The organism is Cryobacterium glaciale (assembly GCF_004402535.1).
GTDB lineage: Bacteria > Actinomycetota > Actinomycetes > Actinomycetales > Microbacteriaceae > Cryobacterium > Cryobacterium glaciale.
On the sequence record NZ_SOEY01000035.1, the window covers coordinates 1 to 25,989 of the forward strand.

Annotated in this window: 33 protein-coding genes and 1 pseudogene; 17 read left to right on the forward strand and 17 right to left on the reverse strand. The window is 64.7% G+C overall.

From position 1 onward, the window contains the following. Nucleotides 1-575: 575 nt before the first annotated feature. On the reverse strand, nucleotides 576-740 hold the full coding sequence (locus tag E3O06_RS17670; RefSeq protein ID WP_166788248.1) for a hypothetical protein: 165 nt from the start codon (nucleotides 738-740) through the stop codon (nucleotides 576-578). Nucleotides 741-751: 11 nt separating this feature from the next. Further along, complete coding sequence (locus E3O06_RS17115; RefSeq protein ID WP_198415847.1) at nucleotides 752-913, reverse strand: hotdog domain-containing protein; 162 nt, start codon at nucleotides 911-913, stop codon at nucleotides 752-754. 103 nt (nucleotides 914-1,016) lie between these two features. Between E3O06_RS17115 and E3O06_RS17120 the strand changes: the two genes are divergently transcribed. The 4 genes from E3O06_RS17120 (at nucleotide 1,017) to E3O06_RS17135 (ending at nucleotide 2,463) form a co-directional block, all read left to right on the forward strand. Next, on the forward strand, nucleotides 1,017-1,217 hold the full coding sequence (locus E3O06_RS17120; protein ID WP_134504740.1) for a hypothetical protein: 201 nt from the start codon (nucleotides 1,017-1,019) through the stop codon (nucleotides 1,215-1,217). A gap of 130 nt (nucleotides 1,218-1,347) precedes the next feature. Then, nucleotides 1,348-1,731: a hypothetical protein gene (locus tag E3O06_RS17125; RefSeq protein WP_134504742.1), complete on the forward strand. Its 384-nt coding sequence runs from the start codon at nucleotides 1,348-1,350 to the stop codon at nucleotides 1,729-1,731. Further along, complete coding sequence (locus tag E3O06_RS17130; RefSeq protein WP_166788249.1) at nucleotides 1,731-2,183, forward strand: RES domain-containing protein; 453 nt, start codon at nucleotides 1,731-1,733, stop codon at nucleotides 2,181-2,183. The genes E3O06_RS17125 and E3O06_RS17130 overlap by 1 nt, the downstream gene beginning before the upstream one ends. After that, nucleotides 2,176-2,463 (forward strand): hypothetical protein, encoded by a 288-nt coding sequence (locus E3O06_RS17135; RefSeq protein WP_134504746.1) that lies wholly within the window; start codon nucleotides 2,176-2,178, stop codon nucleotides 2,461-2,463. Before E3O06_RS17130 ends, E3O06_RS17135 begins: the two co-directional genes overlap by 8 nt. Nucleotides 2,464-2,537: 74 nt before the next feature. Here E3O06_RS17135 and E3O06_RS17140 read toward each other — a convergent pair whose 3' ends face one another. Genes E3O06_RS17140 through E3O06_RS17160 form a run of 6 tightly spaced genes read right to left on the reverse strand, consistent with a single transcriptional unit; the run spans nucleotide 2,538 to nucleotide 8,216 of the window. Further along, on the reverse strand, nucleotides 2,538-3,041 hold the full coding sequence (locus E3O06_RS17140; protein ID WP_134504747.1) for a hypothetical protein: 504 nt from the start codon (nucleotides 3,039-3,041) through the stop codon (nucleotides 2,538-2,540). Then, a complete protein-coding gene (locus tag E3O06_RS17145) occupies nucleotides 3,038-4,762 on the reverse strand; it encodes a type IV secretory system conjugative DNA transfer family protein (protein WP_134504749.1) in 1,725 nt (574 codons plus the stop codon). The genes E3O06_RS17140 and E3O06_RS17145 overlap by 4 nt, the downstream gene beginning before the upstream one ends. Nucleotides 4,763-4,764: 2 nt before the next feature. Continuing rightward, complete coding sequence (locus E3O06_RS18160; protein WP_241980371.1) at nucleotides 4,765-5,100, reverse strand: hypothetical protein; 336 nt, start codon at nucleotides 5,098-5,100, stop codon at nucleotides 4,765-4,767. Between the two features lie 22 nt (nucleotides 5,101-5,122). Further along, nucleotides 5,123-6,145 (reverse strand): nucleotide-binding protein, encoded by a 1,023-nt coding sequence (locus E3O06_RS17150; RefSeq protein ID WP_241980372.1) that lies wholly within the window; start codon nucleotides 6,143-6,145, stop codon nucleotides 5,123-5,125. Continuing rightward, a complete protein-coding gene (locus E3O06_RS17155) occupies nucleotides 6,142-7,752 on the reverse strand; it encodes a P-loop NTPase family protein (protein ID WP_134504751.1) in 1,611 nt (536 codons plus the stop codon). The genes E3O06_RS17150 and E3O06_RS17155 overlap by 4 nt, the downstream gene beginning before the upstream one ends. Continuing rightward, entirely contained in the window at nucleotides 7,752-8,216 is a 465-nt protein-coding gene (locus E3O06_RS17160) for an SCO6880 family protein (RefSeq protein WP_338144872.1), read from the reverse strand. The genes E3O06_RS17155 and E3O06_RS17160 overlap by 1 nt, the downstream gene beginning before the upstream one ends. Nucleotides 8,217-8,232: 16 nt before the next feature. Between E3O06_RS17160 and E3O06_RS17165 the strand changes: the two are divergent. Next, a pseudogene (locus E3O06_RS17165) lies at nucleotides 8,233-8,445 on the forward strand (IS1380 family transposase); the annotation flags it as partial. A gap of 133 nt (nucleotides 8,446-8,578) precedes the next feature. Beyond that, nucleotides 8,579-8,992 (forward strand): hypothetical protein, encoded by a 414-nt coding sequence (locus E3O06_RS17675; protein WP_166788247.1) that lies wholly within the window; start codon nucleotides 8,579-8,581, stop codon nucleotides 8,990-8,992. Here the strand turns inward: E3O06_RS17675 and E3O06_RS17170 are convergent. Next, the gene (locus E3O06_RS17170) at nucleotides 8,972-9,706 is read right to left on the reverse strand and encodes a hypothetical protein (protein WP_134504755.1); all 735 of its coding nucleotides are present in this window, start codon (nucleotides 9,704-9,706) and stop codon (nucleotides 8,972-8,974) included. The genes E3O06_RS17675 and E3O06_RS17170 overlap by 21 nt on opposite strands. A gap of 74 nt (nucleotides 9,707-9,780) precedes the next feature. Between E3O06_RS17170 and E3O06_RS17175 the strand changes: the two genes are divergently transcribed. After that, on the forward strand, nucleotides 9,781-9,972 hold the full coding sequence (locus E3O06_RS17175) for a hypothetical protein (RefSeq protein ID WP_134504757.1): 192 nt from the start codon (nucleotides 9,781-9,783) through the stop codon (nucleotides 9,970-9,972). Nucleotides 9,973-10,551: 579 nt separating this feature from the next. On the opposite strand, the gene E3O06_RS17180 is transcribed toward E3O06_RS17175, so the two are convergent. The 3 genes from E3O06_RS17180 to upp form a co-directional block, all read right to left on the reverse strand. Then, nucleotides 10,552-11,013 carry a MarR family winged helix-turn-helix transcriptional regulator gene (locus E3O06_RS17180; RefSeq protein WP_420898897.1) on the reverse strand — a complete coding sequence of 154 codons (462 nt, stop codon included), beginning with the start codon at nucleotides 11,011-11,013 and terminating at the stop codon, nucleotides 10,552-10,554. A gap of 345 nt (nucleotides 11,014-11,358) precedes the next feature. Continuing rightward, the gene (locus E3O06_RS17185; protein ID WP_134504759.1) at nucleotides 11,359-12,063 is read right to left on the reverse strand and encodes a winged helix-turn-helix domain-containing protein; all 705 of its coding nucleotides are present in this window, start codon (nucleotides 12,061-12,063) and stop codon (nucleotides 11,359-11,361) included. 525 nt (nucleotides 12,064-12,588) lie between these two features. Beyond that, nucleotides 12,589-13,221 carry a uracil phosphoribosyltransferase gene (gene upp, locus E3O06_RS17190; RefSeq protein WP_134504761.1) on the reverse strand — a complete coding sequence of 211 codons (633 nt, stop codon included), beginning with the start codon at nucleotides 13,219-13,221 and terminating at the stop codon, nucleotides 12,589-12,591. 44 nt (nucleotides 13,222-13,265) lie between these two features. Here upp and tadA point away from each other — a divergent pair, with 44 nt between their 5' ends. Continuing rightward, nucleotides 13,266-13,742: a tRNA adenosine(34) deaminase TadA gene (tadA, locus tag E3O06_RS17195; RefSeq protein WP_206751379.1), complete on the forward strand. Its 477-nt coding sequence runs from the start codon at nucleotides 13,266-13,268 to the stop codon at nucleotides 13,740-13,742. Between the two features lie 3 nt (nucleotides 13,743-13,745). On the opposite strand, the gene E3O06_RS17200 is transcribed toward tadA, so the two are convergent. Beyond that, on the reverse strand, nucleotides 13,746-14,708 hold the full coding sequence (locus tag E3O06_RS17200) for a cation diffusion facilitator family transporter (protein ID WP_134504763.1): 963 nt from the start codon (nucleotides 14,706-14,708) through the stop codon (nucleotides 13,746-13,748). Between the two features lie 91 nt (nucleotides 14,709-14,799). On the opposite strand from E3O06_RS17200, the gene proC reads away from it, so the two are divergent. After that, nucleotides 14,800-15,648 carry a pyrroline-5-carboxylate reductase gene (gene proC / locus E3O06_RS17205; protein ID WP_134504764.1) on the forward strand — a complete coding sequence of 283 codons (849 nt, stop codon included), beginning with the start codon at nucleotides 14,800-14,802 and terminating at the stop codon, nucleotides 15,646-15,648. A 7-nt stretch (nucleotides 15,649-15,655) separates the two neighbouring features. Here the strand turns inward: proC and E3O06_RS17210 are convergent, their stop codons facing one another. From E3O06_RS17210 to E3O06_RS17220, 3 genes are all read right to left on the reverse strand, one after another. After that, nucleotides 15,656-17,017: a MinD/ParA family ATP-binding protein gene (locus tag E3O06_RS17210; RefSeq protein WP_134504766.1), complete on the reverse strand. Its 1,362-nt coding sequence runs from the start codon at nucleotides 17,015-17,017 to the stop codon at nucleotides 15,656-15,658. Between the two features lie 113 nt (nucleotides 17,018-17,130). Further along, nucleotides 17,131-17,802 carry a potassium channel family protein gene (locus E3O06_RS17215; RefSeq protein ID WP_134504768.1) on the reverse strand — a complete coding sequence of 224 codons (672 nt, stop codon included), beginning with the start codon at nucleotides 17,800-17,802 and terminating at the stop codon, nucleotides 17,131-17,133. Continuing rightward, nucleotides 17,795-19,177 (reverse strand): TrkH family potassium uptake protein, encoded by a 1,383-nt coding sequence (locus tag E3O06_RS17220; protein WP_174843257.1) that lies wholly within the window; start codon nucleotides 19,175-19,177, stop codon nucleotides 17,795-17,797. Before E3O06_RS17220 ends, E3O06_RS17215 begins: the two co-directional genes overlap by 8 nt. Before the next feature lie 153 nt (nucleotides 19,178-19,330). Between E3O06_RS17220 and E3O06_RS17225 the strand changes: the two genes are divergently transcribed. From E3O06_RS17225 to E3O06_RS17240, 4 genes are all read left to right on the forward strand, one after another. Beyond that, nucleotides 19,331-19,777, forward strand: coding sequence for an ArsR/SmtB family transcription factor (locus tag E3O06_RS17225; RefSeq protein ID WP_134504772.1), 447 nt, complete (start codon nucleotides 19,331-19,333; stop codon nucleotides 19,775-19,777). 109 nt (nucleotides 19,778-19,886) lie between these two features. Continuing rightward, entirely contained in the window at nucleotides 19,887-19,985 is a 99-nt protein-coding gene (locus E3O06_RS17230; RefSeq protein ID WP_003792170.1) for a 30S ribosomal protein bS22, read from the forward strand. A gap of 113 nt (nucleotides 19,986-20,098) precedes the next feature. Continuing rightward, nucleotides 20,099-20,368 (forward strand): glutaredoxin family protein, encoded by a 270-nt coding sequence (locus tag E3O06_RS17235; protein ID WP_134504774.1) that lies wholly within the window; start codon nucleotides 20,099-20,101, stop codon nucleotides 20,366-20,368. Continuing rightward, on the forward strand, nucleotides 20,365-20,664 hold the full coding sequence (locus E3O06_RS17240) for a Dabb family protein (RefSeq protein WP_134504776.1): 300 nt from the start codon (nucleotides 20,365-20,367) through the stop codon (nucleotides 20,662-20,664). Before E3O06_RS17235 ends, E3O06_RS17240 begins: the two co-directional genes overlap by 4 nt. A gap of 178 nt (nucleotides 20,665-20,842) precedes the next feature. On the opposite strand, the gene aspS is transcribed toward E3O06_RS17240, so the two are convergent. After that, the gene (gene aspS, locus E3O06_RS17245; protein ID WP_166788250.1) at nucleotides 20,843-22,171 is read right to left on the reverse strand and encodes an aspartate--tRNA(Asn) ligase; all 1,329 of its coding nucleotides are present in this window, start codon (nucleotides 22,169-22,171) and stop codon (nucleotides 20,843-20,845) included. An 87-nt stretch (nucleotides 22,172-22,258) separates the two neighbouring features. Here aspS and E3O06_RS17250 point away from each other — a divergent pair, with 87 nt between their 5' ends. Genes E3O06_RS17250 through resB form a run of 4 tightly spaced genes read left to right on the forward strand, consistent with a single transcriptional unit; the run spans nucleotide 22,259 to nucleotide 25,938 of the window. Continuing rightward, the gene (locus E3O06_RS17250; protein ID WP_134504778.1) at nucleotides 22,259-22,903 is read left to right on the forward strand and encodes a histidine phosphatase family protein; all 645 of its coding nucleotides are present in this window, start codon (nucleotides 22,259-22,261) and stop codon (nucleotides 22,901-22,903) included. Beyond that, a complete protein-coding gene (locus E3O06_RS17255; RefSeq protein WP_134504780.1) occupies nucleotides 22,900-23,511 on the forward strand; it encodes a TlpA family protein disulfide reductase in 612 nt (203 codons plus the stop codon). Before E3O06_RS17250 ends, E3O06_RS17255 begins: the two co-directional genes overlap by 4 nt. Next, on the forward strand, nucleotides 23,508-24,269 hold the full coding sequence (locus E3O06_RS17260) for a cytochrome c biogenesis CcdA family protein (protein WP_134504782.1): 762 nt from the start codon (nucleotides 23,508-23,510) through the stop codon (nucleotides 24,267-24,269). The genes E3O06_RS17255 and E3O06_RS17260 overlap by 4 nt, the downstream gene beginning before the upstream one ends. Then, nucleotides 24,253-25,938, forward strand: a complete 1,686-nt coding sequence (resB, locus tag E3O06_RS17265) for a cytochrome c biogenesis protein ResB (RefSeq protein WP_134504783.1) — start codon at nucleotides 24,253-24,255, stop codon at nucleotides 25,936-25,938. Before E3O06_RS17260 ends, resB begins: the two co-directional genes overlap by 17 nt. The last annotated feature ends 51 nt before the right edge of the window (nucleotides 25,939-25,989 follow it).

A 25,989-nucleotide genomic window follows, 5' to 3' on the forward strand; every position in this document is an offset into this window, starting at 1 on the left:
GTGGTCGGGTGCCGATGGCCCCCGGCCACGCGACAGCCCGGCACTCGAAGGCAATACCGGTGGCCCCCGCAGGCAATACTCAGTGGCCCCTAAACACTCAAATACTCAGTTCTCTCTCGTGAAGCGTTGGCTGATGGGCGTGACCCAAGGTTCCGTCAGTCCCGAGCACATGCAGGTCTACCTGGACGAATGGGTGTTCCGATTCAACCGCCGCAACGCGGCCAGCCGCGGGCTGCTCTTCTACACTCTGATGCGCCAAGCAGTCGATGGCGACCCGCTCATTTACCAGTCACAGCGGAAGACTGGACGAACTCGGCCAGGACCGCAAAGCTCAATCCGAGGCGTGCGACAGAGCCCAGCGAGCCTCGACGTGGGATACCCGGAATCACCCTGGCGCCGCTAGCACCACCAAAAACCCCGTAAAGCAGTGCACCTAAATAGAAAGCCCTTTTCATGAATTGCGCGGCGGAGCCCCGGGCCGACGCGCAATTACGCGGGAGCAGCGCTGGCTCTGGCGCTGTGGCGCGCGTTCTTCCTGAATTCGGCCCGAAGGGTGGAAGAAACTGGCTGCGGGGTCAGGCCTCGCGCATCAGCTCCGGGGGGATGGGCAGCAGCTCGGCTCGCGTCATGCGCAGCGATAGGGCGCGCGCGTCGAGACTGGCGTCTTCGGCGTTCTCCAGCGCCAGCTGCGGCACCGGCTCGGCGTAGCCGTCGGAGCCCCGCGTCACGAACACGCTCATGCACCGGGTGGTCAGCAGGTCCGCGGGGTGCGGGTGCTGCCCGAATACGCCTGCACGCGGACGCGCATGCTGCGCTCACCGGTGTGAATGAGGCGGGCGTCGACCTCCACGATGTGCCCGATCTGGATCTGCCGGTAGAAGTGGATGCCGCCCGAGTAGACGGCGATGGCCACGAAGACGATGATTCAGTGTGTGGCCGGCGTGTAGACGCGACGGCCCACATCCGTTGTCTCGACCGTCACGAGCACGTGCATGCTCGTACGGCCGGTGTGCACGATGCGGGCCTACATCTCCACAGCGCTAGCCAGGGAAGGCATTCCCGGCCAACTCGGACGCACGGCGGCATGGAGCGACATGGTCAAAGACGCCCCACCGAGCATCCTTGCCGGCCTCCTCGGAATGACCCCTGAAACGGCCATGCGACACGCAGAACTCGCCGGCGCTAACTTCGCCCGCTACGCCGCGCTCCGCCAGTGACTCATCGCCTCTCAACATGCGGGATCAAGTGCAATTCGACGCCGTTGGACACGCATCGTTACCGGTATGGGATGGGATTTAGGGTGGTGTAACTGTGGCATCTGATCTGGCGAAACGCTAGGCTAAATACATGTCACTCACCACTCCCGGACTGCGGGCATACGAAATTTCCATCCGTTCGGACATCGCCGAACTTGTCGGCCAGCTGCGTGAGCTCTTGGGCGCCCAACTGGTTGCCTACCTGGGGTCTGTCACTGAAACCCGGGCCGTACGGCAATGGGCCGAGGGCACCCGCAAACCACCCGCCGAGGCGATTCGCCGTCTGAGGCTCGCGTACCAGGTCGCCGGCTTGCTCACTGAGCGGGACCAGCCGCGAGTCGTCCAGGCCTGGTTTCAGGGGATGAACCCCCAGCTCGAAGACACGGCGCCGGCGCGGCTCATTCGTGAGGGCAATCCGGATGAAGTCGGCCCCCGCGTACTGGCCGCTGCTCGCTCATTCGCTGCCGTCGGATAGTGGAGATCACTCCGGACGCAACCAACCGTTTGGCCGTCCGTACCGACCCCGGCGAGGTATGGCGCATCGGGTACGGACCGGAACCGTGGAACTGGGTTGACTGGGCCCACGCCGTCAACGGACGATTTAACGGACGCTGGGACGCACTCGACTCGGCCTACCGCACGATCTACGCAGGTTCGACCTTGTTTGCGTGCCTCGTCGAAGTTCTTGCTCGGTTCCGCCTGGACCCCTTGTTTCAAGCGGACATGGTCGGCATTGATGTCGATGAAGCGGATGCCGCCCTCTATTCGACCGTGCCTATCGGGATCGTCGACGAGGCCTGGCTCAAAGTCCGCAGCGCCTCTCGAGCGAACTTGAGTGGGGGGGTACTGCGACGTCGCGGATTCCGCAACGATCGCAGCGCTTCGTCCCGCGTTCGGCGGGCTTGCCGTTGGGTTGGGATTGGCTGATTTTGACTCATCGGCTCTTCAGAACAGCGAGCCACGAGAGCTAACTCAGCGTGTCGGCCGTGCCGTGTACGAGATGTCCAACGACGACGGGGTTCCCGCGTTCGATGGCGTTCGATTTCTATCTCGTCATGGCAACGATTTGGAGCTGTGGAGCATTTTTGAGCGTTCGACGGATGGGGCCTACAGTGCGCAGCTGAGCGACATCGTTGTTGGCGCGCTTCGACCTGATCATCCAGACGTGGAGGCAGCAATGCGGCTCCATGGCCTGAACTGGGGATAGGTCGCAAGCTCTTTCAGCCCGGTCACCGCGCCGTTTGCGATAGCGCTAATGATGCCCGTCGTCGTTGTGGGTAACTAGCCGACGTATCTCAGGAAGTCGTCGGTGACGATGAACGGCGCCGGGCCGGCGTGGGGCTCGCGGTGCTCGTCGCGGTCGCGGCATCCGGTGAGGCCGGCGCGGAGCTTGAGGGAGTCGAGGGTGGGCCAGAGGGCGCGCTGGTGCCAGTCGACCAGGGCAGGGGATGCCTTGGCCGACCGGGTGTCATAGGCCGCGCGGTGCGCGACCATGAGCCCGGTGAGCTCCTCGACGGCGATTGGATGCCGGTACCAGCAGGCGGGCAGTCGGTAGCTGGGATCGGCGAGATTGGTGAGATATCGGCCGTCGAGCCAGGTCACGAACTTCCCGAGTTCTTCCCAGAGCTTGACGGCCTGATCGTGAGGCAGCGTCGCCCAATAGTAGGGACCACCGGCGGCGCGGAGCTCGTACATGTCGAACAGATCGGGCAGGATCGTCTCGACGTTCACGAGCCGGGCATCGAGTCCTTCGATGCTCATCGGGTCGAGTTCGTCCTCGCTCATGCGGTGATCCCCTCGAGGCGCAGCGACCAGTTCTGCGACTCGCGCAGCTCGTCGGCATCTGGGCGGGTCCACCAGGGGGTGAGCTGCACGATGGCTTCCTTCTCCCTATATAGAAGGAGTGCTTTTCCCTCGGGTATTTTGCGGATGTCTTCCACCTTCATGCGCCGTTCCTCACGTTCGCTGGTGGAGGTGGAAGACGTGTTCCGACCGGTGCCGCGCTGCACGGACGTGCTGGTTTGCGTGGTGTGGTGGGTGCCGATCAGCCGGGAGATTTTCTCCAAGAATGACTCGTCGGCGAGGCCCCCGAAGATGATTTTCGCGGCCGACGACTCGAAGATCGTGGTCGCCGCTTCGGGACCCCACTTGCCGACGAGCTGGGACATCGACTGAGCGAAGATCCAGGTGTGCAGGCCGCGGCCGCCACCGTCGCTCATCAGGTTCGATAGCTGCGGCAACGGCGACACGTTAGCGACCTCATCGAGCACGAGCGTCATCGCCGTGGGCAGACGGCCGCTTGTTGTGTGCTGGGACACGGTCTTGGCCTCCTCGATGATCGCGGAGACCAGCGCGGTAATGATCGGCGCGGTCGAGGATTCGCGGGAATCATCGACCAGGCAGTAGACGGTGTCGGTGGAGAGCACGAAGCCCTGCGCCCGGAACGGGGCCACGGGTTTCGTGTCGTCGCCGTCATTCGTGGACCGAGCCAGGCAGAGTAGGTCGAGCACGCGGGCATCCGTCAACGATGCGGTGATGCGGGAGAGGGTGGTTTTGGTGTTGCCGATGGTTTCGGGGGCATCTTCTCGGCACCACTGATCTAGTTCGCGAGCCCAGATTGCCCCGTTGGGCGAGAGGTCGCGGAGAATCGCGGACGGTTCGTGATCGTTGAAATCCTGCGCCCACCGCACGACGTCGCGCATGTCTCCCCCAGGGATGAGGGCGGCGGCGTGCAGTAGCGACCGGAGGATGATCTTCACCCCTTCGACGAAGTGCGCGGAGTCCTTCATTCCAGCGGATCCGGCGGGCCGGGCGTTGACGATCGCGGCGGCCCGGGACTGGGCGGCGTCGGGCCGATCGCAGCCGGCGACCATATCCCAACGGGCCTTGTCCGGCCAGCGGGTGATGCCGTCGAAGTCGAAGTCGAACACGAAGACATGACCGAGCTCGCTGCGCTTCTTCACGGTGACCCGGAAGACATCCGCCTTCGTCGAGGTGGCCACGACGGCGCTGGCGGCGTCGACGATGCGCCCGATTGCGAGGTACGCGCTCTTGCCGGCGCGGGGTGGGGCGATCGTGCAGGACGTGTCTTCTTCGCGGATCGTCACGGGCTTTCCGTCGAGGTGCGCGAACGGGGCGACCTCGGGAACGTCGTGACCGGTGACGCGCTTGCGCAGCTCGGCGCCGGTCGAGAGCTCGGCCTTTTGAACGGTCTTCCGGCGGTCCCACAGGATGAAGGAGCCGCCGAGTACTACGCCGATGATTACCGTCCAGGCGCCCACCCAGATGCCGAGCAGCTTCCGGTCGGGCGCGGTCAGCCCGCGCTGACGGAAGCCATCGTCGTTTCCGGTCGTGGTCATGACCAAGGCCTGCAGGGTCTGGTCGAGGCGCAGGGCTCTGATCCCGGTTCCCGCGCTGAGAAAAGCGAGGTGCACGATGAGGACCATCGCCAGGATGATGCCGAGCAACGGCCACGGCGGCTGGTTCTGCTGGACGGAGCGGGCCATCGTTAGAGCCCGTCGGCGACGGCCGCGCCGGCGCGAAGCCACGCGGCGCGCGTCGATGACCGCACCGCGTCATAGCGAAGCGCTCCCCCGTGTAACGCCCGGTCGAACGGGATCGTCACCGCCATCCGGGCGAGCTCGGTGAATCCGTCGGCGACCCGTTTTGCGTCGGACAGGGTGCTGCCACGTTCCGATTGCAGCACGACCACGACGGCATTGCGGGCCAGGGAGGCCGAATGCTCATCGCGCTCCGACAGCGCCTCCAGCAGCAGCGCACCGGATTCGGCGGACTCCCCCAGGGCGGTGGTGGCCACGACGAGCTGGTCGGTGTGGTCAATCATCCGTAGCCACCGAGGCGCGGACTCATCGTTTCCGGAGTCGAAGAACACCAGACGAAAATACTTCGCGGCCACCTCGTGCAGAGCATCGAAGTCGTCCTGGGTGATGCGCTGCTTGGTCGCCAGCAGCTCCGGGTTCGAGCGCAGCACGTCGTACTTGTCGCTGGTCTGGTGGTGCACGAATCGTGCCAGATCGGAGATCTGCGCCGAAGGTGACAGCAACCTCACGGTGTCCGGGAGGAGATCCTGCACGGTGGCGTCGTGGGGGCCCCTTCTCGGTGCGCCACCCGAGGGTTCCACGGGTGTCGTTGTTGTCCCACGCCAGCACACCGGCGCCCCCGTTCCGGGCGAAGACGGCCGTGAGCATGGCCGTCGTGAGCGTCTTCCCGACACCGCCCTTGCCGTTGACCACGGAGATTTTGCGTGGTTCGGGCCAATGTTGGCTGACGGCTTGCACGTGCCTACGGCGTTCGCGTTCCAGAACGGATGCCGGGACCTGCAGCCCGGTCGTGCGGGCGAGCAGCCCACGCCATCCGTTGGTCGCCGCCGGCTCGCGTCGCTCATGGATGATGAAGGATGCGCGTGCCGCCTTGCGGGTCGGCAGCTCCTCCCCCGAGTCTTCTGCGGTCTCACTCGCCCCCGCGGTAGGAGCGTCGTGGAGGGGCGAAACGGCCGCAGCCGCAGCCGCAGCGGCTGTCGGCTCGGAGAGGTGGGCGGACAGCTGCTCCGCCGGGAGGGAGGGCGGCTGGATCTTTTGGGCGACCGGTGCAGGTTCCTCCGCCGTCGGCGGAAGCGGTTCGTCTTCTCGGAGGTGGCCGTTGGGGCTGGCCACGAGACGCCAGTGACCGGTGTGGTCGTGCACCTCAAGGCGCACGTCGGTGCCGAGGCCGCTGGCGAGTTTCACGACGCGGCTCATGATCTTGGTCCGCAGCTCGGCAGACGTCGAGGCGGTGAGGGTCTCGGGGTTGCCGAGAACGTTCAGCTCTACGGTCGTGTTGGTGACGACGGCGCGCACCTCGGGAAGAGGAACGGTGGTGGTGATGCTCATTCGCGGTGTCCTATCTGTTGTATCAATTGGGGGCCGCCGGTGGGCCAGAGTCTGTTCAGCGTCGATTCATCAAAAAGGGGCTCGTCGCTATCTGGGAGCGCGGGGACCGGTTGGTCGCTCGCGGAGCCGGCCTCGACGGCCTTGTCGGTACTGAAGAGGTCGCGTTCCCACTGTGTTGAGGTGGCGAAGGCGTCGACGATGTAGGAGAACCGGCCCACGTAGGCGAGGAACACGCCCGACTGCAGCGTGAGCGCGAGACGGGCGTGTGCGGGCGAGAGTTTGAGCCGGGCGGTGAGGTTGTGCTCTTCCTGGGTGTTCTGGCGGAAGATGAACTTGTTTTCCATGTCCCCGGCGATCGAATACGCCAGGGTGCGTTCCTTGGAGCCCTCCTCGCCGACGGCGTCGAAGTCGCTCATTTTGTGCAGGATGACGATGTTGGACACCCCGTAATGCCGGGACAGCTTCAACCACTGCTGGTAGGTCCGAAGGGCCTGTTCGGTGGCCATGTCGCGCCAGCTTTCTTCGCGGACGAGGTAGCGGGTGCGTTTGGCGGAGCGGTCCGAGATGACGGCCTGAATCCAGGAGGACGTGCAGATCTGGGTGAGTTGTGCTGCCAGCTCGCTGCGGTCAAACAACGCCGAGGTGTCAACGACAACCATGGGCGCGTCTGGGTCGAACGCGACCGTGCTCTCCCCCTCGAACAAACCCTGCAGGTCGCCGGCGACGAACCGTTCCAGAACGTGCCGGGCGCGTTCGCCGTTGCTGGCCATCTCCGGCCGGTAGCCCGGGGCGCTCTGGTCCGGGGACACCAGTGCCTGCCAGACGTGTGTGATGGTGGGCCGGTCGTGGGTGACGGTGATCGCGTGCTCGAGGGCCCAGTTGATGGCGGTGTGTTCCATCGGGGACAGTTTCGCCTGCCCCTGGATGGTGGCCTCGATGACGCTGGTGAGGGTCGCCCGGCGGCGGTCGCGGACCATGATCTCGTCGACGTCGTCGGACACCCCCGTCTGGCGAGGACCTCGATCGAGCGGGTTCAACCGCGCGGTGGTGTTCTCGCCGCCGATCGCGATGACCTGGCCGCCGACGGCTTCGGCCACGATCACCCACTCCCCTTTGGAATCCGAGGGAACCACCACTTGGTGGCCGAACGCGAGCGACCGGGTGCAGAGCTGTTTGATCGTGCCGGACTTGCCTGAACGGTAGGCGCCGATGACGAGAATATTCGTCGACAGGGCCGCCTTCGCAGTGGTGTTCATGTACAGATCCCAGGGTGAGAAATGCCACAGCACGTCGGCGTTCAGATCGACGCCGAGCAAGGGGCCCTCATGGCCGAGGCCATCGTCGGCGACGAACGGGTAAATGCCGGCGAGGTTGTGACTCGTGGCCTGGTGCGGCGGCTGCGCTAGCTGCATCCAGTTCCAGTACTCACCGGTGGAGATGCCCGGGCCGAGCGGACCGGCGGCGGCCGCGGGGAATCGGGAATCCCGGTCCACGGTGTTCTGCCCGTCATGCTGCTGGCGGAGCCGGTTGATCTGCTGGCGTAGCTCCTTGCGCTGGCGGCGGGTGAGCTTCCCGGGCGGGGTGACGTTGACGACCTGTTGGGCCATTACTTCATCCCCTGTCCGAGCGGGAGAGCACTGACCATGAGCGCTTCGGCCTGCTGGCAGTACAGAATCTGCGGTTCCATGCCGGCGCGGGTGAGCGCGTTGCGCATGCCGGCGAGAGACGAGTTCAGCCTCTCCTCGCTGGTCGCCGACACGGTCAGGTAGGCGCCGTACCGATACTCGCCCTCCCCCGCGACGATGCTCTGCTCTTGATCGATCAGGGCATCCCAGTCGGCGTTGTCGGCCGCACTGTCTTGCTGATTGCGTTTGGCTTTCACTCGTTGGTTGGTACGCCAGGTTCGCTTTTCATCGTCGATGCGCTTGAGCGCAGAGCGCGTCTTCACCGGGGTGAGGACCAAGGAGAAGATGTGGGTGACGGCCTCGCCCGAGTTCGGGTGCCGGGCGAACACCAGAGGTTCGATGAAACCAACGTGAGTTTCGGTCCGCGGCCATTCATGGATCCACATGGTGGAGTGCCAGCCGGAAGTCGCCGAGATTCCCTTCACCGCGTTCGGATCCAAGAAAAAGAGCGAACAAGTTCCGGGACGCCTCGTCGTGCGCCGTATCCCCGAACTGAACAAGACCGTCGAGGCCGGGCAAGGCACCCTTTTTGACCTGTTCCGTTTCCACGCATTCTTCACCACCAGCACCCTCAACACTGTTGACGCCGACAAAACCCACCGCCAACATGCGGTCGGGGGCTCGAGGCCGACCTACCCCACCCGGGCCTCGCGTCAGAGCGCTTGCGCCGCGGTGTATTGCTGCTCGTCGCCGGCCTCAGCAGCGCTCCCCAGACCACCACCGAACGCCCCACTGTCCAGGAAACCTCATGACCGCCGCGTCAGGCCGGAAACACCGTTTAAGAGACAGTCCCAAACCAAGTCCTTCAAGCTCAAAGGACTTCGGCTGGCGGCCAGTCTTCAAACTTGACCTTGTGCCGCCTACCGCTGAACCCGAGCTGTGGTGGGAGGACGAAGACTCGCTGGCGCGGATGCCGTGCTGGTCGAAGGCGTTTGCTCTCGATTTGATCGGTTGTGTCGATGTGGGCGCCGACTTCCCCTTCGCCGTCATCGGCGAAGCTTGCGGGCAGTTGGTGGATGCGAGTTTTCGGGACGCGGGGGAGCGGATACCTCGTGGAGCTCGGCGGCGCCGATACGAATGTGTTGGCCCGCGGCAGCTCAAACAGCACGCTGCAGAACTGCTGGCTTTGGAGGACGGACGTTCACAGCCGGGGGCGCTCTGACTGAGGGGACAGGGCGCGAAGATGCAGTTCTTGCCCCCAGGACTTCTTTGCAGCGGCGATGAGTTTCTGGTCTGCCTTTGACAACCGGATGACCTTGCCTATCAAGTCGAAGGCGCCGCCGATCATGGTGGGCAGGTCTTGGATGTCCACGGTGGAGGCTCGGTGAAGGATCTCGGCGGCGACCGCTGGCTCTACACCTCCCAGCTTCATCAGAGCGAGAATCTCGCGAGCATCCTTCTGGCCCTTCTCGGAGAAGTGCCGGTCGAGGAGTGCCGCCATCTTGGTCGCGATGTGGGCCTCGAGGCGCAGGAGGGTCCACTTCTCGAACGAGAGCTCGTCGGGGTATTCGGCGAGCACCTCTACTTTCAGCCGCAGTTTGCCGCCGAGTTGAGATTCGTAGGGCAGGTAGATGCCCAGGTGAACGTTGTCGATCGTTGCCCGGAGCTTTCGTCCTTGGTGGTTGTTGCTGGGCGAGAGGTCGGTCATCAGCTGTTCGACTTTGTGGCGGCTCTCCTGGGATGGGTCTTGGGTTCCCGATGTTGGCGGGCGCACAGGTTCAGCCCCGTTCGACATTGCGTCGAGCGGGGCTTCTTTTTTTCCCGGTTCCAGCCACACCAGGTTCACCCCGGTGGCTTCTGCCCACGCCAATCTCCCGCGGAGTTCGGCGTCCGTGATCGCTGCAGCGAGGCGAGCGCAACGGGCGGCACTGTTCAATTGTTTATTTCCTCCAACCTGTCTGTGCAGTGGATTGCTAGAGACGTATAGTCCACCCCACAGAAAGTGAACGATTGTGGCTCTCACCGACTACATTCGCGATCGACGTTGTCAAACTCACCAGCGCTCTCAGCGATGCCAAGGGCATGAAATTCGACGTGACTGCCGATATCGAAACTGATGAGCTCGCCGCTGCATTCGAGGTCGCCGTGCCGTGGATCACCAAAGCCATTGTCGACAGTGCGGCGGATTGCGCGAGCGCATGAACAAGACCGCCGTTACCTGACGGTTATCGCGCTGGCCGTGCTCGAATTTCTTCGTCGTCGAGAGCGTCCGATCAACCGATTCCCCGCGAAACCGATTTCTGCGAGGGCTGCCGGTTCAATCCGAAGATCCGACTGGGACCGGAGGCCTGCCCGTTCACCGCTGGGTACTCGGCTTTCCTGGATCGCTTTGAGCCGCGCATCCGCGGCAATCACCGTATGGGCCAGCCGCTCGCCGGCCTGCGGGGTCTCAGCGACCGCGAAGAGATCGTCGCCCAGGAGCGCGAGCGCACCGACTGGTAGCGGAGCGTCCAGCGCCGCCGTCCCGAGTCGCTTGGGAGTAGGCGGGATGCTGTGTTGTTGCGCAGGATTAGGGTTTCCACCCCCAAGCTGGGATAGCATCGGCAGACGTGAGCAAAATTCACTAGTCTGTACTCGTTTTGATTCCCAGAATCCGATACGTGCTTGCGCCTGAGCTTCTCACCGGGCAATGTTCGGGCGCCCGGTGAGGAAGGCATTCCTGCGAGGGACTGCCTCGGTGGGACGAGGGGTAGGGCCCTCGTTCCATCGCCCCTTCCCTGGTTACGCGAGGGGTGTTGAGCCCTCGCCCGGGCAATCAACGCGCAGTTTGTCGCAGAGCACTGTCAGCTGCTCCAGCTCGGGTTCGCTGAGGGTTTCGCCGATGCGCGCGGCAATCGAACCCATGTGGTCGACGGCCACCCGTCGAAATAGGGCGAGCCCGGCGTCCGTGAGCTCGACGATGGCACCGCGCCCGTCGGTCGGGTCGGTGTGCTTGTGCAGGTACCCGCGAGAGACGAGGCGGTCCACGAGCCGACTCACGCTCGGCTGGGTCAGCAGAACATGCTGGTTGAGATCACGCAAGCGGATGCGTCGGTCCGGCTGCCGAGACAGGTTGAACATCACGTCGTACTCGTTGAGCGAGATTTCCTTCGAGGGAAAATTCGCCGCCAGACTGCGCATGATGGCCACCTGGGCCCGAAACAGGGATTCCCACGCGCCCACCGCGACCGTTCGATCCACCACCTGCCGCTCCTTGCCTCGTTCACCACGTCGTTCTCCAAGAATAGAGACTCGGGGACGCGGGCGGGCACCGGGCGTCACCGGGTGGCGGCATCTGCTCGAACGGGCAACAGTCAGGTGCTTGGCATGAAACTCGCAGGCGATTTTTTTGACGAAAGGTGGCGCCCGTTACCTATTCGTTATATGTTTTAGGTGCGTCAACCGTTTGCTGTGGCGGACGACGTGAAATGTGATTGCAGGACACTCTTGGTGCAAGGGAAGAGGGTCAGTCGTAGCCTCTGCGACTGGCCCTCAGTCCGTTAATCGCACCGTTACGACCGCGCCGCGTGATCGCCGCGGGGCGGCGGGCTAGAACAGGTCTGGGCTCGGCGTGGTCGACTGGCGGATCGCGACGTCGGCGTGGCGGTCGAAACGGTAGCCGACGCCACGCACTGTGCGCACGATGTCTTCATAGCGGCCCAGCTTGGAGCGCAGGCGTCGAACGTGCACGTCGATGGTGCGTTCGTTCGGGGTGTCTTCCTCGTCGGCGGAGTTCCACAGTGAGGCGATGATCTCGGCACGATCGATCGTGCGTCCCTCGCGCAGTACGAGGTACTGCAGCAGCTCGAACTCCTTGTAGGTCAGTGCGGCGGTCTCGTTGTCGAGAATGACGCGCTTGCGGGAGATGTCCACGACGACGCCGCTGCGGGCACGGTCCAGTTCCTCCGGCTCGGCTCGGTGCGCGGCAAGAGCGGCCGGGTCCTGCAGGGCCAGCCGCACGACGTCCACATCGCGTCCACCGGCTCCCTCGGGCGCCAGTGCCACGGCGGCGTAGGTTTCGGCCGAGGGCGCAATGTCGGCGGCGAGGGCCTTGAGCGCCTCAACGATGCGATTCAGGCTCGTACCGGCCGCGGCCGCCTTGGCTTCGTCGATGCCGACATAGAGCACGAAACCGCGAGCCTCGGTGCCGGTCGGCACGGCGCGAATGCGGGGGGCGGCAACCGGCGGGGCCAGGGGGCGTGCGGGGCGGTTGAACTGCGTGGGGCGAGTGGCGTGGATGTGTGCGAGAGACATGAGGGTCCTTGACTGTTCGATCGAAGGGAGCCCGACGGATGCGCGAAAGCGCGATTTTCGTCCGTGGAAGCTCCAGATGGCCCGCGGGGCCGGAGGACGAATGCTTCAAGCAAGCACTCGGGGCGTCGGCCTGATCGCTGAGAAGTGGGTCAGGCAGGGACGCGGAGGAAAGTCTCGGTTAGCGGCACATTCGGCAACAGCGGATGGCGGGGGTGCCGGCCATCATCATGGCGGCAGTCCCGGGGGCCTCGAGGGAGGTCAGGGGGCGTGCGCTGGTTGTCATAACTGCGAGTAAAGCGGATTGTGACGCCGTGTGTCAATTTGACGTCGCGGTAAGTCTCCGCATGACGCGCACCACGTTCGCAGGGCCACGCTCAATTAGGCGATTCCAAGCACAATCACGACTTTGTGAAATTTTCCGTGCTGAAACGTATCTTTGTCAAAGATTATTGATGTGATCTCGGCCTGGCGTGTTGCCGGTCGCAGAACCTGCGTGCGTTCGGCCGGGTTCAGCGGATCAGGTCGTCAGACCAGACCGTACAGGCGGTCACCGGCGTCGCCCAGGCCGGGCACGATGTAGCCGTGCTCGTTGAGCTTCTCGTCGACGGCGCCCAGCACGATGGTTACTTCGCGGCCGGCCAGGGCTTCCTCAACGGCGGCGAGGCCTTCCGGAGCGGCGAGGATGCAGATGGCCGTCACGTCGACCGCGCCGCGGTCGAACAGAAAGTTGATGGCAGCAATGAGCGAACCGCCGGTGGCGAGCATCGGGTCGAGCACGAAGCACTGCCGATCCGAGAGGTCATCGGGCAGGCGCTCAGCGTAGGTCGTGGGCTGCAGCGTCTCTTCGTTGCGCGCCATGCCGAGAAAACCGACCTCGGCGGTCGGCAGCAGCTTGACCATGCCCTCGAGCATTCCGAGGCCGGCGCGCAGAATCGGTACGACGAGCGGCTTGGGGTCGCTGATGCGCACGCCCTGGGCGGCCGACACTGGCGTCTGCACGGTGACCGCCTCGACGCGCACGCCGCGCGTGCCCTCGTAGGCGAGCAGCGTCATGAGCTCCTCGACGAGCGATCTGAACACCGGCGACGGCGTGTCCTTATCGCGAAGCACGGTGAGCTTGTGCGTGATGAGCGGGTGGTCGGCAACATGGACTCGCATAGGCTCAATTCTACTAGAGGCACTCCTACGGTTTGAGGTGACAGATGCGCGCACGAGATCAGCACACTGAGTGGATGCTGCTCGCCCTGGCCGAGGCGCGCGCGGCCTTGCGATCCGATGACGTCCCCGTCGGCGCCGTCATCGTCGACGCTGCCGGCACCGTGATCGGGCGGGGCCGCAATGAGAGGGAACTGCACCAGGACCCGACCCTGCACGCCGAGGTCGTGGCCATCCGGCAGGCCGCCGCGCACACCGGCGACTGGCACCTGACCGGCTGCACCCTGGTCGTCACGCTCGAACCCTGCGTCATGTGCGCCGGCGCGATCCTCGCCGCGCGGCTGCCCACGGTCGTGTTCGGCGCCTGGGACGAGAAGGCCGGCGCGGCCGGATCGGTCTACGACGTGCTGCGCGACCGTCGGCTCAACCATCGCGTTGAAGTGTTCACCGGTGTCAACGACGGGGAGTGCGGCGAGATCCTGCGAGAATTCTTCGAGGATCCCGCCCGCCGATCCGGTCGCTGAGACCTACTCCAGACCCTTGATCACGAAGGTGTCGGTCGGCGGGTTGGCTTGCATCGGGTCGAAGAAGATGTCGGGCTCGAGATAGATCGTGCGGGCGAGCGGCACCGCAGCGCGAATACGGATTTCGACGGCATCGATGTCGGTGGCGACGTCGGCGAAGCGATGCTGGCTGTCGAAGGCGAGTTTGGCGCCGACCAGAATCTCATCCGGGCCCAGGTAGAGCGTCTTGAGGTGGATGATGCGCTTGGTCTCCGGGCCGTCGAGAATGGCCGCTTCGATCGCGTCGAGGTCCTTCTTGCTGGCCCCCTCACCCACGAGCAGGCTCTTGGTCTCGATGCCGAGAATGATTGCGACGAGCACGAGCAGTGCGCCAATGGCAAGGGTTCCGACGGCGTCCCAGATCGGCTCGTCGGTGATGATGGTGAGGCCGACACCCACGAACGCGAAGGCGAGGCCGGTGAGGGCCGCCACGTCTTCGAGCAGCACGACCGGCAACTCGGGCGCTTTGGCGTGGCGAATGAACTGCACCCAGGTCTGGTTTCCTCGCACATGGTTCGATTCCTTGATCGCGGTGCGCAGCGAGAAGCTTTCGAGGACCATCGCGATAGCGAGCACCAGAATCGGCAGCCAGGCATTTTCCAGCGGATGCGGGTGCTGCAATTTGTCGAAGCCCTCATAGAGCGAGAACACGCCGCCGATCGAGAACAGAATGATCGACACCACGAAGGCGTAGACGTAACGTTCGCGCCCATAGCCGAACGGATGCTCCAGGTCGGCCCGCTTCTTCGCCTTGCGACCTCCCAGCAGCAGGAGCAGCTGATTGCCGGCATCCGCTACCGAGTGCACCCCCTCGGCAAGCATGGAGGAGGAGCCGGAAAAGGCCCAGGCCACGAACTTGGTGATGGCGATGCCCAGATTGGCCGCGAATGCCGCGACGATTGCCTTGTTCCCGCCCGATGCGCTCATGAAATCATCTTAGAACCGGGGTCAACGAGCCAGCGCCGTACCCCGACCAACCGTTTCGAGCACCCCGGGGCGGAAAAAGTAGACTGGTCTAATGACTTCTCCCCGGAATGTGACTTTGCCCACGATCGCCTTCCTCGGCGCTGGTTCCATGGCCCGCGCGATTCTGGCCGGTCTGCAAAAGCCCGGTGTGACCGTGAACGGCGGCATTCGCGTCACCAATCGCACCGCGGCGAAGGCCGCTGAGCTGGCCGACGCCGAGGGCGTCACCGCCTACGCGACGGAGGTCGACGCCGACGCGAACCTCAAGGCCATCGACGGCGCCCAGATCGTCATCATCGCGGTCAAGCCCTACATGGTCGCTGACCTGCTCGGCGAAATCGGTGATTCCCTCGCGCCCGGCACGCTCGTATTGAGCGTCGCTGCCGGGGTCACGATCGACACCTTCGAGTCCCTGCTGCCCGACTCGGTGCACGTCATTCGCACCATGCCCAACACCCCGGCCATCGTCGGTATGGCCGTCACCGGCATCAGCGCCGGCACCCGGTCGAGCGAGGCCGACCTCGCGCTCACGAGCGCCCTGTTCGGGACCGTCGGCGACGTGCTGGTCGTTCCCGAGAGCAAGCTCGACGCACTCAGCACCATCTCCGGCTCCGGCCCGGCCTACGTGTTCTACCTCATCGAACAGCTCACCGAAACGGCTATCAGCAAGGGCTTCACCCCCGAAGAGGCCGCCGTCATGGTCAACGGCACCTTCCTCGGCGCGAGCGCGCTCCTCGCCGTGTCCGACAAGTCACCGAGCGAACTGCGCCGTCAGGTCACCAGCCCGGCCGGGACGACCGAGCGGGCCGTGTGGGAGCTGGAGAAGGGCGGCCTGAAAGTGCTCTTCGACACCGCAACGGATGCCGCCCTCGCGCGCGCCAGGGAGCTAGCCGCCTCCTAAAGCGGGCCTACAGCCCTTCGGCGATGGCTGCCGTCGCCTGCAGCCACGCCGCGCGGGTGCGCGGCGCCAGGGCATCGACGTTGAGCGGACCGCCTCCGACCAGCGAAGCGTCGTAGGGAACGTCGACGACCGTGCGGGTGAGCTGGCGAAAGTGGTCGTGCAGGCGCTTGGACAGCTGTTCGTCGGCGGTTTTCGACGGCGACGCGAGCACGGTCACCGCCTGGGCGACCTTGTCGGCGTGACCCTTCTGCCGCAGGCCGTCGATCAGCGACGCCGCACCGTAGCCGGTGTCTTCGCGGATGGTCGACACGATCACGAGTTGGTCGGCGGTGTCGACGGCCGCTTCCCAGTTGCTGGCCCGCATGTTGTTGCCGGTGTCGATGACGAGCACCCGGTAGAAACGGCTCAGCGTCGTGTGGAGTTTGCGGAAGGCGTCGTCGTCGATGCTCGCGGCGCCCGCTGGATCAAGGTCGGAGGCGAGCGCGTCGAACTGGGCATCGCCCTGTGAGCGCACATAATTGTCGAGGTCGCCCACCCGGGAGCGGGCATCACCGAACCGGTCGAGGTCGCGCAACAGATCCACGGCCGTATTGGTATGCCGCGCCGCCTGGGCGCGCACGCCCAGGGTGCCCATGGTCTCATTGTTGTCCCAGGCGAGGGTGTAGCCGCCGCGGTAGATGCCGAACGTGGCCGCGATGAGCAGCGTCGCCGTCGTCTTGTGCGCTCCCCCCTTGGGATTGAGTACCACGATCGTGCGCGGGCCGTTCAGGCTGCGCTGCACGGCCGCGATGGCGCTGCGCTGCTCGCGTTCGGTGGAACTCGGTGTCGGTGAGACCAGGCCGCCGCTGAGGCGGCGGAGCACGCCCTGCCAGCCCTGCTCGGCCGGTCCGGCGGGCGCCGGTGGCCGCGAGCTGAGAAAGTCGGCCAGGTTCGGTGCGACGGGTGCGGCATCCGTTGTGGGTGCCAGTAGGGATTCGAACAGGACGCTCGCCGGCGCAGCGACGGGGGGCTGCGCCAGCGTGGCCGCGGGTGTCGGTGGGTCGCTCGGCGGCGCAACCGGGAGGGGAAGGGTGCTCGCCGTCGGGCGATTCGCGAGCACCACCGGCCCGGCAGACTCGACTCGCCCGTTAGGGTGCACGGTCAGCGGCCAATCGCCTTGCTCGTCGCTGACCCGCAACAGAACGGATTGCCCGCGACTGCGAGCGGTTTCGACCACGAGGCCGATGATCTCCTCGCGAACCCCGGCTTCATCGGTGCCGGTGACGCGCCGTCGGGAACCGTCAATGGTCACCTCGCCCGTCGTATCGGTCTGAACTGCGGCGACGATGTCGGCCGTGGTGGTGGTGAGAGCGGGTACGTCGGGTGACATGGGAAAGCCTTTCCGTCCACGCACACGTCGTCAGCGCGCAGCCACGGGTGAACTGCCTGAGAAATGTCCGTAGTAGGAGAATAGCCGGTCGAATCCCCCGAATAGGGGGAGTACTACGAACCGAGAGCTGCGAACCGTTCGATATCGGCCTCGGCACCCGACACGATGATGAGGTCATGGTTGGAGACGACGGTCTCCGCCGTCGCGTAGGTGAAAGGCTTTCCGGGGCTCTTGACGCCGACGACGGTCACGTTGTACTTGCGGCGTACCGCGGAATCGACGAGGTTGAGTCCGCGAATGGCCTTCGGCGGGTACATCTTCACGAGGGCGAAGTCATCGTCGAACTCGATGAAGTCGAGCATGCGGCCCGACACCAGATGGGCGACGCGTTCACCGGCTTCCGCCTCGGGGTAGATGACGTGGTTCGCGCCGATACGTTCGAGAATCTTGCCGTGCGACTTCGAGATCGCCTTGGCCCAGATCTGCTGGATCTTCAGGTCTACGAGGTTCGCGACGATCAGCACGCTCGCTTCCACCGACGAGCCCACGGCGCAGACGGCAATCGAGAAGTCCTGCGCGCCGATCTGCTGCAGGGCCTCGAGCGAACGGCCATCCGCTTGAACGGCGTGCGTCACCCGCTCAGCCCACTTCGAAACGAGCGCCTCGCTGGTGTCGACGACGAGTACCTCACGGCCCAGTCGGTCGAGCTGGCCGGCAGTGGCCGCGCCGAACCGTCCGAGCCCGATGATGAGCACGGGGGCGTCGTGTTTGATGCGATCAACCAACGATGGGTCTCTCTTCCGGGCGTTTGAACAGCTGCCTGCTGTGGCTCGCGGCCAGTGCTGCCGCGAGAGTCACTGTACCAACCCGGCCCATGAACATCGTTGCCGCCATGACGTAGACACCTTCCGGCGGCAGATCGCCGGTGAGCCCGGTCGACAAGCCGCAGGTCGCGAACGCGCTGATCACGTCGAACAGCACCACATCGAACGGTTGTTTCGAAATGTGCAGAATGAGGATGCTCGCGACGGCTACGGTGGTGGCGCCCCACAGCACCACGCTGACCGACAGGCGCAGGATATCGCTCGGAATACGGCGGCCGAAGGCCTCCATCTCCTGCTTGCCCCGTGCTTCGGCAAAGGCGGCAAGAAAGAGGATGGCCAGGGTCGTGACCTTGATACCGCCCGCGGTCGACGCCGACCCGCCACCGATGAACATGAGCATGTCGCTGAGCAGCAGGCTCGACCCGTTCAACTGACTGATATCAATCGTGGCGAAACCACCGGAGCGGGTCATCACCGACATGAACAAGGATTGAAAGATGGTGTCACCGGCATTGAGTGACCCGAAAGTCTTGGGGTTGTCGAACTCGAGAATGATGTAAAAGATCATGCCCAGGATCATCAGCGCGATGGTTGTGACCAGGGTCAGTTTCACGTGCACTGACCAGCGGCGGGGTGAGCGCCAGCCGCGGGCAAAGGCGAGGATCACTGGAAAGCCCAGGCTGCCCAGAAAGACACCGATCATCAGAGCACCGAGAAACCAGTAGTCGCCGGCGTACGGGTCGAGGCCGCCGATGTTCGGGCTGAAGCCGGTATTGGTGAAGGCCATCGCGGCGTAGTAAAAACTGTGCCAGAGAGCTTCGCCGATCGCGACGCCCTCGACCAGCATTCGGGGAAAGAGTAGGGCTGCGACGCCCACTTCGATGACCAGGGCGCTGATCGCCACGGTGAGCAACAGGCTGCCGACCTCGCCGAGGCGCACCGTCTGGCCCTCGTTGACCGGGCCGGCATGAATGCGCGAGGGGTTGGAGTCGCTCGCCGCCATGAGCTTGGCGCGCAGGCCCAGTCGCCGGGCGATGACCAGACCCATCAGGGACGCCAAGGTCAATACGCCGATACCGCCGATATTGACGCCGACGAAGACGAGAATGTTGCCGAACCCAGACCAGTGCGTCGCCATGTCGACGGTGGCCAAACCGGTCACGCAGATGACCGATACGGCAGTGAACACCGCGTCGTGCAGTGGTGTGATCGTGCGGTCCGCTGAGGCGATCGGCAGGGAGAACAACACGGTGAACACCATAATGAGGGCGGTGAACACGAGAATTGCAAAGCGCGACGGCGACTTGTGCGCGAGAGTGTCCACACTGTCTCGCATGCGTGCCAGAATTGTCTGGGGGCGGGGAAAGTACGGACCAGTCCCGGTTCTCGACAACACCTGGAACCCCCGATTGACCTGCGACCATCGCCAGTTTGACATGGTACTACCCGGCGATGGTTATTAACCAGCAGTAATGACTACCCTGAGGTTATGGCAGACATCTTCACCGTGGTCGCGGACTCGGCGCGACGGGACATCCTGCGCATCCTCTTGGAGCGTTACATACCCTCGGGGGAGGTGCGCGGCGAACTCAGCGTGTCCGACATCGTCGGCCACCTCGGGCTGAGCCAGCCCACCGTCTCCAAGCACCTCAAGGTGCTGCGCGAAGCCGGCCTGGTCACCGTGCGCGAAGACGGACAGCACCGCTTCTACCGGCTCGAGTATGCGCCCCTCGAAGAGATCGAGGATTGGTTGATTCCATTCCTCAGCGTGGACTTCGACCAGGCCGTCAAGGGCGCCGAGTCGGAGACCGATGCGGGTCTGAAAGACGAGCAGCGCGCGTTCGCCTCGGCCATCGGCAAGGCGTTCGCCGACGCCTCACAGATGTCGCACGTCGTCAAGGATGCCACCGCGAAAAAGTGGCGCAGAAACGGTTAGATCAGGTCCGATCCGGCGACTGAGTAGTTGCAGGCGGTTTTGTCCGATAGAATGGTGTTTTCGTGTCAGTCGCGGGCCCCGCGACTAAACCAATACTTGTGAGGTCCGTGTGGGTTCTGTAATTAAGAAGCGACGCAAGCGTATGGCGAAGAAGAAGCACCGCAAGCTGCTTCGCAAGACTCGCCACCAGCGTCGTAATAAGAAGTAGATCGACTGCGTAGTCATTTAGCTGCTCGTTGAGCAAAGCGCTAGCCCTTCGGGACTGGCGCTTTTTGCTTGCCTGCGGCCGGGCACCCGGACCGGAGGTCGTAGGGTGGAACAATGGCTACCGCACACCTGACCCTGATCGGCAAGCCCGGTTGTCACCTCTGCGACGACGCTCGTGACCTGGTCAGCAGCGTCGTCACCAAGCTCGCCGACGACGTGGCTGCGCCCACGATCACCTTCGAGGAACGTTCCATCCTCGATGACGCCGAACTGCACGAACGCTATCTCGAGGACATTCCCGTGCTCCTCATCAACGGCAAGGTGCACAATTACTGGCGCATCGACCCCGTGCGCCTGCGCGCCGCCCTACTGGAGGTCTCATGACCATTCGCCACATCGTCTGCTGGAAGCTCAACGCCCTCACCCCGCGCAGAAAGGCAGACGACGCCGCGGGCATCGTGGCCGGCCTCGAGGCTCTCGTGGGCGTTGTGCCCGAAATTCGGGCATTGACCGTGGGACCGGATGTCGCCGGTGACGAAAACTGGGACGTCGCGCTGATCGCCGACTTCGACGACCTCGAGGCGCTCGATCGCTACCAGAAGCATCCAGAGCACAAAAAGGTTGGCGCGTTCATCCGCACCGTCGTCGCCGACCGCCTGGCCGTCGATCTCGAGGTCTAGCCTCTTCGCTGGTCGAGGCGCGACGTCTCGAATCCGCTGGCCGAGGAGCGATCGAGACCCGGGTCACCTGGTCTCGATCGCTCGTACCTCGCGCCTCGACCGGCGGGTTGCTCGCGCCTCGACCGGCGGGTTGCTCGCGCCTCGATCGGCGAGTTGCTTGCGCCTCGACCGGCGGGAGCTACGGCTCGAGGCGCGTCGGGCCGCGGAACAGGTAGGTGACCTCGCGAATCGAGGCCTGGTGCAGCATGAGCATCAGCACGCGGGCCAGGCCCATGCCGAAACCGCCGTGCGAGGGCACGCCGTAGCGGAAGAAGTCTAGGTAGCCCTCGATCTCCTTCGGGTCGAGACCCTTCTCGATCGCTTGCGCCGCGAGCACCTCGATGCGGTGCTCGCGCTGGGCGCCGGTGGAGATCTCGGTGCCGTTGAAGATGAGGTCATAGCTCTTGGTGATCGATGCGTCGCCCTCGTGACGCATGTGATAAAACGGGCGGATGCTCGAGGCGTAGTCGGTGAGGAATACGAATTCGTGTCCGTACTTCTCGGCCACGTAGGCGGCGATCTGACGCTCGCCTTCCGGGTCCATGTCGTCGTCGTCGCGGGGAACCTCGTAGCCGCGGCTCTTGACGATCTCCTTGGCCTCGGCGAGCGGGATGCGCGGGAACGGCGTGCTCGGAACGGTCACCTCCACGTCGAACAGGGCCTTGACCTCGTCGCCGTGCTTCGCCTTGACGGCCGTGAACCCGGCGACCATGAGGTCTTCGTGCAGCGCCATGACGTCGTCGTGGCTGTTGATCCAGCTGATCTCGGAGTCGACGCTCGTGAACTCGGTGGCGTGCCGGCTCGTGAACGAGGGGTCGGCACGGAACGCCGGGCCCACCTCGAAGATCTTGCCGAACCCGGCCGACTGCGCCATCTGCTTGAAGAACTGCGGGCTCTGCGCGAGATACGCCTTGGTGTCGAAGTAGCCGACCTCGAACAGTTCGGCGCGCGACTCGCTCGCACTGGCCATCAGCTTGGGGGTGTGCAGCTCGATGAAATCGTGCTCGATCCAGTACGTGCGCAGTGCGTGCTCGAACGTGGTCTGGATGCGGAAGATGAGGTTCTGCTTCGGGTTGCGCAGGTCGAGGAAACGCCAGTCCATGCGCTTGTCGAGGCTCGAGTCGGCCGCGATCGGCGTCTCGGGGATCGCGGCGGACACCACGGTGAGGGTAGCCAGTTTGATCTCGATGCCTCCGAGTTTCACGCGCTCGTCGTGCTTGAGCTGCCCGGTGACGGTCACGAAGGTGCCCTGGGCGAGGCCAGAGATGCTCGTGGCCGGCTCGTCGGCGACTACCTGGCCGTCGGCATCCGTGGTGCGGGGATTGACCAGCTGTACGGCGCCGGATTCGTCGCGCAAAACGACGAATTGCACCTTTTTCTGGTCGCGCACCGTGTCGACCCAACCCGATACCGAAACGGTGCCGTCATCGAGAGCGGACAGGTTCTTGATCAATACGCGCGAAGTCACTGTTCGAGTTTAGCCGGAGCCGTCCAGAGTCGGTCACGGGCAGCTCTCACGGCGGTTTCTAGGCTGGGCCCTCCGTAGACTGGTCGGGTGGTAGCCAGTCAAGTGCATCTCGTGCGTCACGGTGAGGTTTTCAACCCCGATCGCGTGCTCTACGGACGGCTGCCGCACTACAGCCTCTCCGAGCGGGGCGTGCTCATGGCCGCCGCCGCCGCCGAGGAACTGGTCGAGCGCGGTCGCGCTGTCGTGCGCGTCATCGCGTCGCCGTTGCAGCGTGCGCAGGAATCGGCCGGGCCGATCGCCGCAACTTTCGCGCTCCCGATCGATACCGATGAACGCATCATCGAACCGACGAACGCGTTCGAAGGCAAGCGGATGCGCGGCCAGGGCGGCGCCCTGCGCGACCCCCGCAACTGGCCGGCTTTGATCAACCCGTTGCGGCCGAGTTGGGGCGAACCGTTCCGCGCCGTCTCCTCCCGGATGCTCGCGGCGATCGATGACGCCTGGAACTCGGTCGACGAGGGTGACGTTGTGCTGGTCAGTCACCAGCTGCCGATCTGGATGGTGCACCGCGCTCTGGCCCATGAACGCCTGGCCCACGATCCGCGCAAACGCCGCTGCGATCTGTCGAGCATCACCACCGTCTCCTGGCACGGCGACCACTTCGCCGAAACCGCCTACGCCAGCCCGGCACTGGCTCTTCTCGACCCGAGCAACGATGTGGGTGCCGTATGAACCGCCGTCTCACACCACTCATTGCGCTGGCCGCGGCTGCCCTCCTGCTCGCCGGCTGTTCCTCCGATCCGCTCGCCGACCAGTACCGGGAAGGCTCGAGCAAGGGCTTCATCGCCGGCGACGGCAGCGTCACCGAGATCGCCCTCGCCGACCGCGGCGAGCCGATCGAGTTCTCGGGGGTGACGGAGACGGGCGAGACCGTGACGAGCACCGACACGCTCGGTGAGGTTCTCGTCGTCAACTTCTGGTACGCGAGCTGCGCGCCGTGCCGCGCCGAGGCATCCGATCTGCAAAGCATCAATGCGCAGTTCGAGGACGGGGGCGCGAGTTTTCTGGGCGTGAACGTGCGCGACCAGGCTCCGAACGCCATCGCCTTCAATGAGACCTACAGCGTGACCTACCCCTCGGTGCTCGACGTTGACACCGGCGCCATGCAGCTCGCCTTCAGCGGCAGCATCCCGCCGAACGCGGTGCCGACCACCCTCGTGCTCGACGCCGAGGGCCGGGTCGCGGCGCGCATCCTCGGCCAGGTCACCTCGCCGTCCATTCTGGAAACCCTGATTCGCGACACGATCGCGGAGAGCTCCACCGAGACCAGCACCGAGTGAGCAATCCCTTCGGTGAGATCGTCTTCAGCGGCCAGTTGCTCTTCGCGATCCCCATCGCCCTGCTCGCCGGCCTGGTGTCCTTCGCCTCCCCGTGCATCCTGCCGCTCGTACCCGGCTATCTCGCCTACATCGGCGGCTTCACCGACGGACGCACCGGCGCCTCCAAGCGGGACCGGCGCGGCCGCACCCGACTCCTTGCCGGGGTCGGCCTGTTCATTCTCGGCTTCACCGTGGTGTTCGTGCTCACCGGCGTCGTCTTCGGAGCCGCCGGATTCTGGCTCAACTCCTACCGCGACCTGATCACGCGCGTCGCCGGCATCGTGGTCATCCTGCTCGGCCTGGTCTTCGTCGGCCAGTTCGGCGCGATGCAACGCACCATCAAGACCAGCTGGCGTCCCAAGATGGGCCTGGCCGGCGCTCCCGTGCTCGGCGCGGTGTTCGCGGTGGGCTGGACCCCGTGCACCGGCCCCACGCTCACCGCCATCAACTCGCTCAGCCTCGGTACGGGCTCGCCTTGGCAGGGCGGACTGCTCGCGCTGTTCTACTCCCTCGGCCTCGGAATCCCGTTCCTGCTGATCGCCCTCGGCCTCAACTGGGCCACCGGATCCGTCGCATTCCTGAAACGGCATATCCGTGCCATCAACCTGTTCGGCGGCGTACTGCTCGTCGTCATCGGAGTACTCATGGTGACCGGCATCTGGAACACCTGGCTCCTCGACTTGCAAGGGGTGATTGGCAGCTTTGTCCCGGCCATCTGACCACATCGATTCCCGCCCGCAAACGCCGCAGGCCGGCGTCGTCCAGCCCAAACTCGGCGTCACAGGCTGGCTGCGCTGGTTCTGGCGTCAGCTCACGAGCATGCGTACCGCACTCTTTCTGCTGCTCATGCTCGCCATCGCGTCCATTCCGGGCTCGCTCGTGCCGCAACGCACAAGCGATCCCAACGGGGTCACCCAGTACTTCAGTGACCACCCCGACCTGGCGCCGATTCTCGACAAACTGCAGGCCTTCGACGTCTACACCTCGGCCTGGTTCTCGTCGATTTACCTGCTGCTGTTCATCTCGCTGATCGGCTGCGTCATTCCGCGCACCAAACACCACTTTCAGGCCCTGCGCGCCAAACCGCCGACCACACCGGCGCGCCTCGCCCGCCTGTCCGGTTTCACCACCAGGGACGCACCAGCCCAAACGGATGCCGCCACGGCCATCACGCACGCCCGCACCGTGCTGAAATCCAGCGGCTACCGCGTCGCGCGCTTTGATTCCGACACCGAATCATCCGTTTCGGCGGAGCGTGGCTACCTGCGGGAGACCGGCAACCTCGTCTTTCACGCTGCGCTCGTGGGCGTTCTCGTCACCGTCGGTTTTGGCGGCGGCTACGGCTTCGCCGGCCAGCGCGTGCTGGTCGAAGGGCAGACCTTCGTGAACACGCTGCTCGCCTATGACTCCTTCAACCCTGGACGGTTCTTCGACGACACCACACTTGACCCGTACACGCTGAGCCTGGATGACTTCTCGGTCTCCTACGAACAACGGAATCTTCAGGCCTACGGGCAGCCGATCGACTTCACCGCCGACGTGACCGTCACCCCCAAGGGTGAGACGTCCGAGCCCGGCGTCGTCAAGGTGAACGGACCCCTGCGCACGAATGGCACGAACATCTACCTGCTCGGCAACGGGTACGCGCCGACCATCACGGTCACCGCCCCCGACGGCACCGTCGTGTTCTCCGACTCGGTGCCGTTCCTGCCGCAGGATGCCAACCTCACGTCGCTGGGCATCGTGAAAGTTCCCGACGGCCTGGCCGAACAGCTCGGCATGATCGGCTTCTTCTATCCCACCCAGGACAAGATGGACACCGGCGCCAATTTCTCCAGCTATCCCGATCTGGAATACCCGTTGCTCACGCTTAACGTGTACACGGGTGATCTCGGACTCGACGATGGCGTGCCGACCTCCGTCTACGCACTGACCACCGACGACCTGACCCAGCAGACCGGCGGCACGACCGGCGTCGACTCGATCGAGCTCAAGCCGGGCGCATCGGCCGAGCTGCCCAATGGCCTCGGCGCCGTGAGCTTCGTCGACACCAATCCGACAGCCTCGGCCACCGGCGACTTCACCCAGTCGGTTCCGCGCTTTGCAAGCTTCGACATTCACCACGACCCCACGCAGATCTGGCTGATCTCCTTCTCTGCGCTCGTTCTGTTCGGCCTGTTCACCGGGCTGCTCGTTCCGCGTCGCCGGGTCTGGGTAAAGGCAACCACCAGGGCCGACGGCAGCGTGCACCTCGAATACGCCGGCCTCGCGCGCGGCGACGACCCGGCCCTCGAAGCCGCCGTCACGGCGGTGGCCGACCGTCATCTCAAACTGTTGAAGACCCACCAACCCGCCGTAGCCACCCCCGAATCGCCACCCAAGAGATGACCTAGGCTTACATCGTGAATCTGACTGACCCCGCACTGCTCAACTCGTACT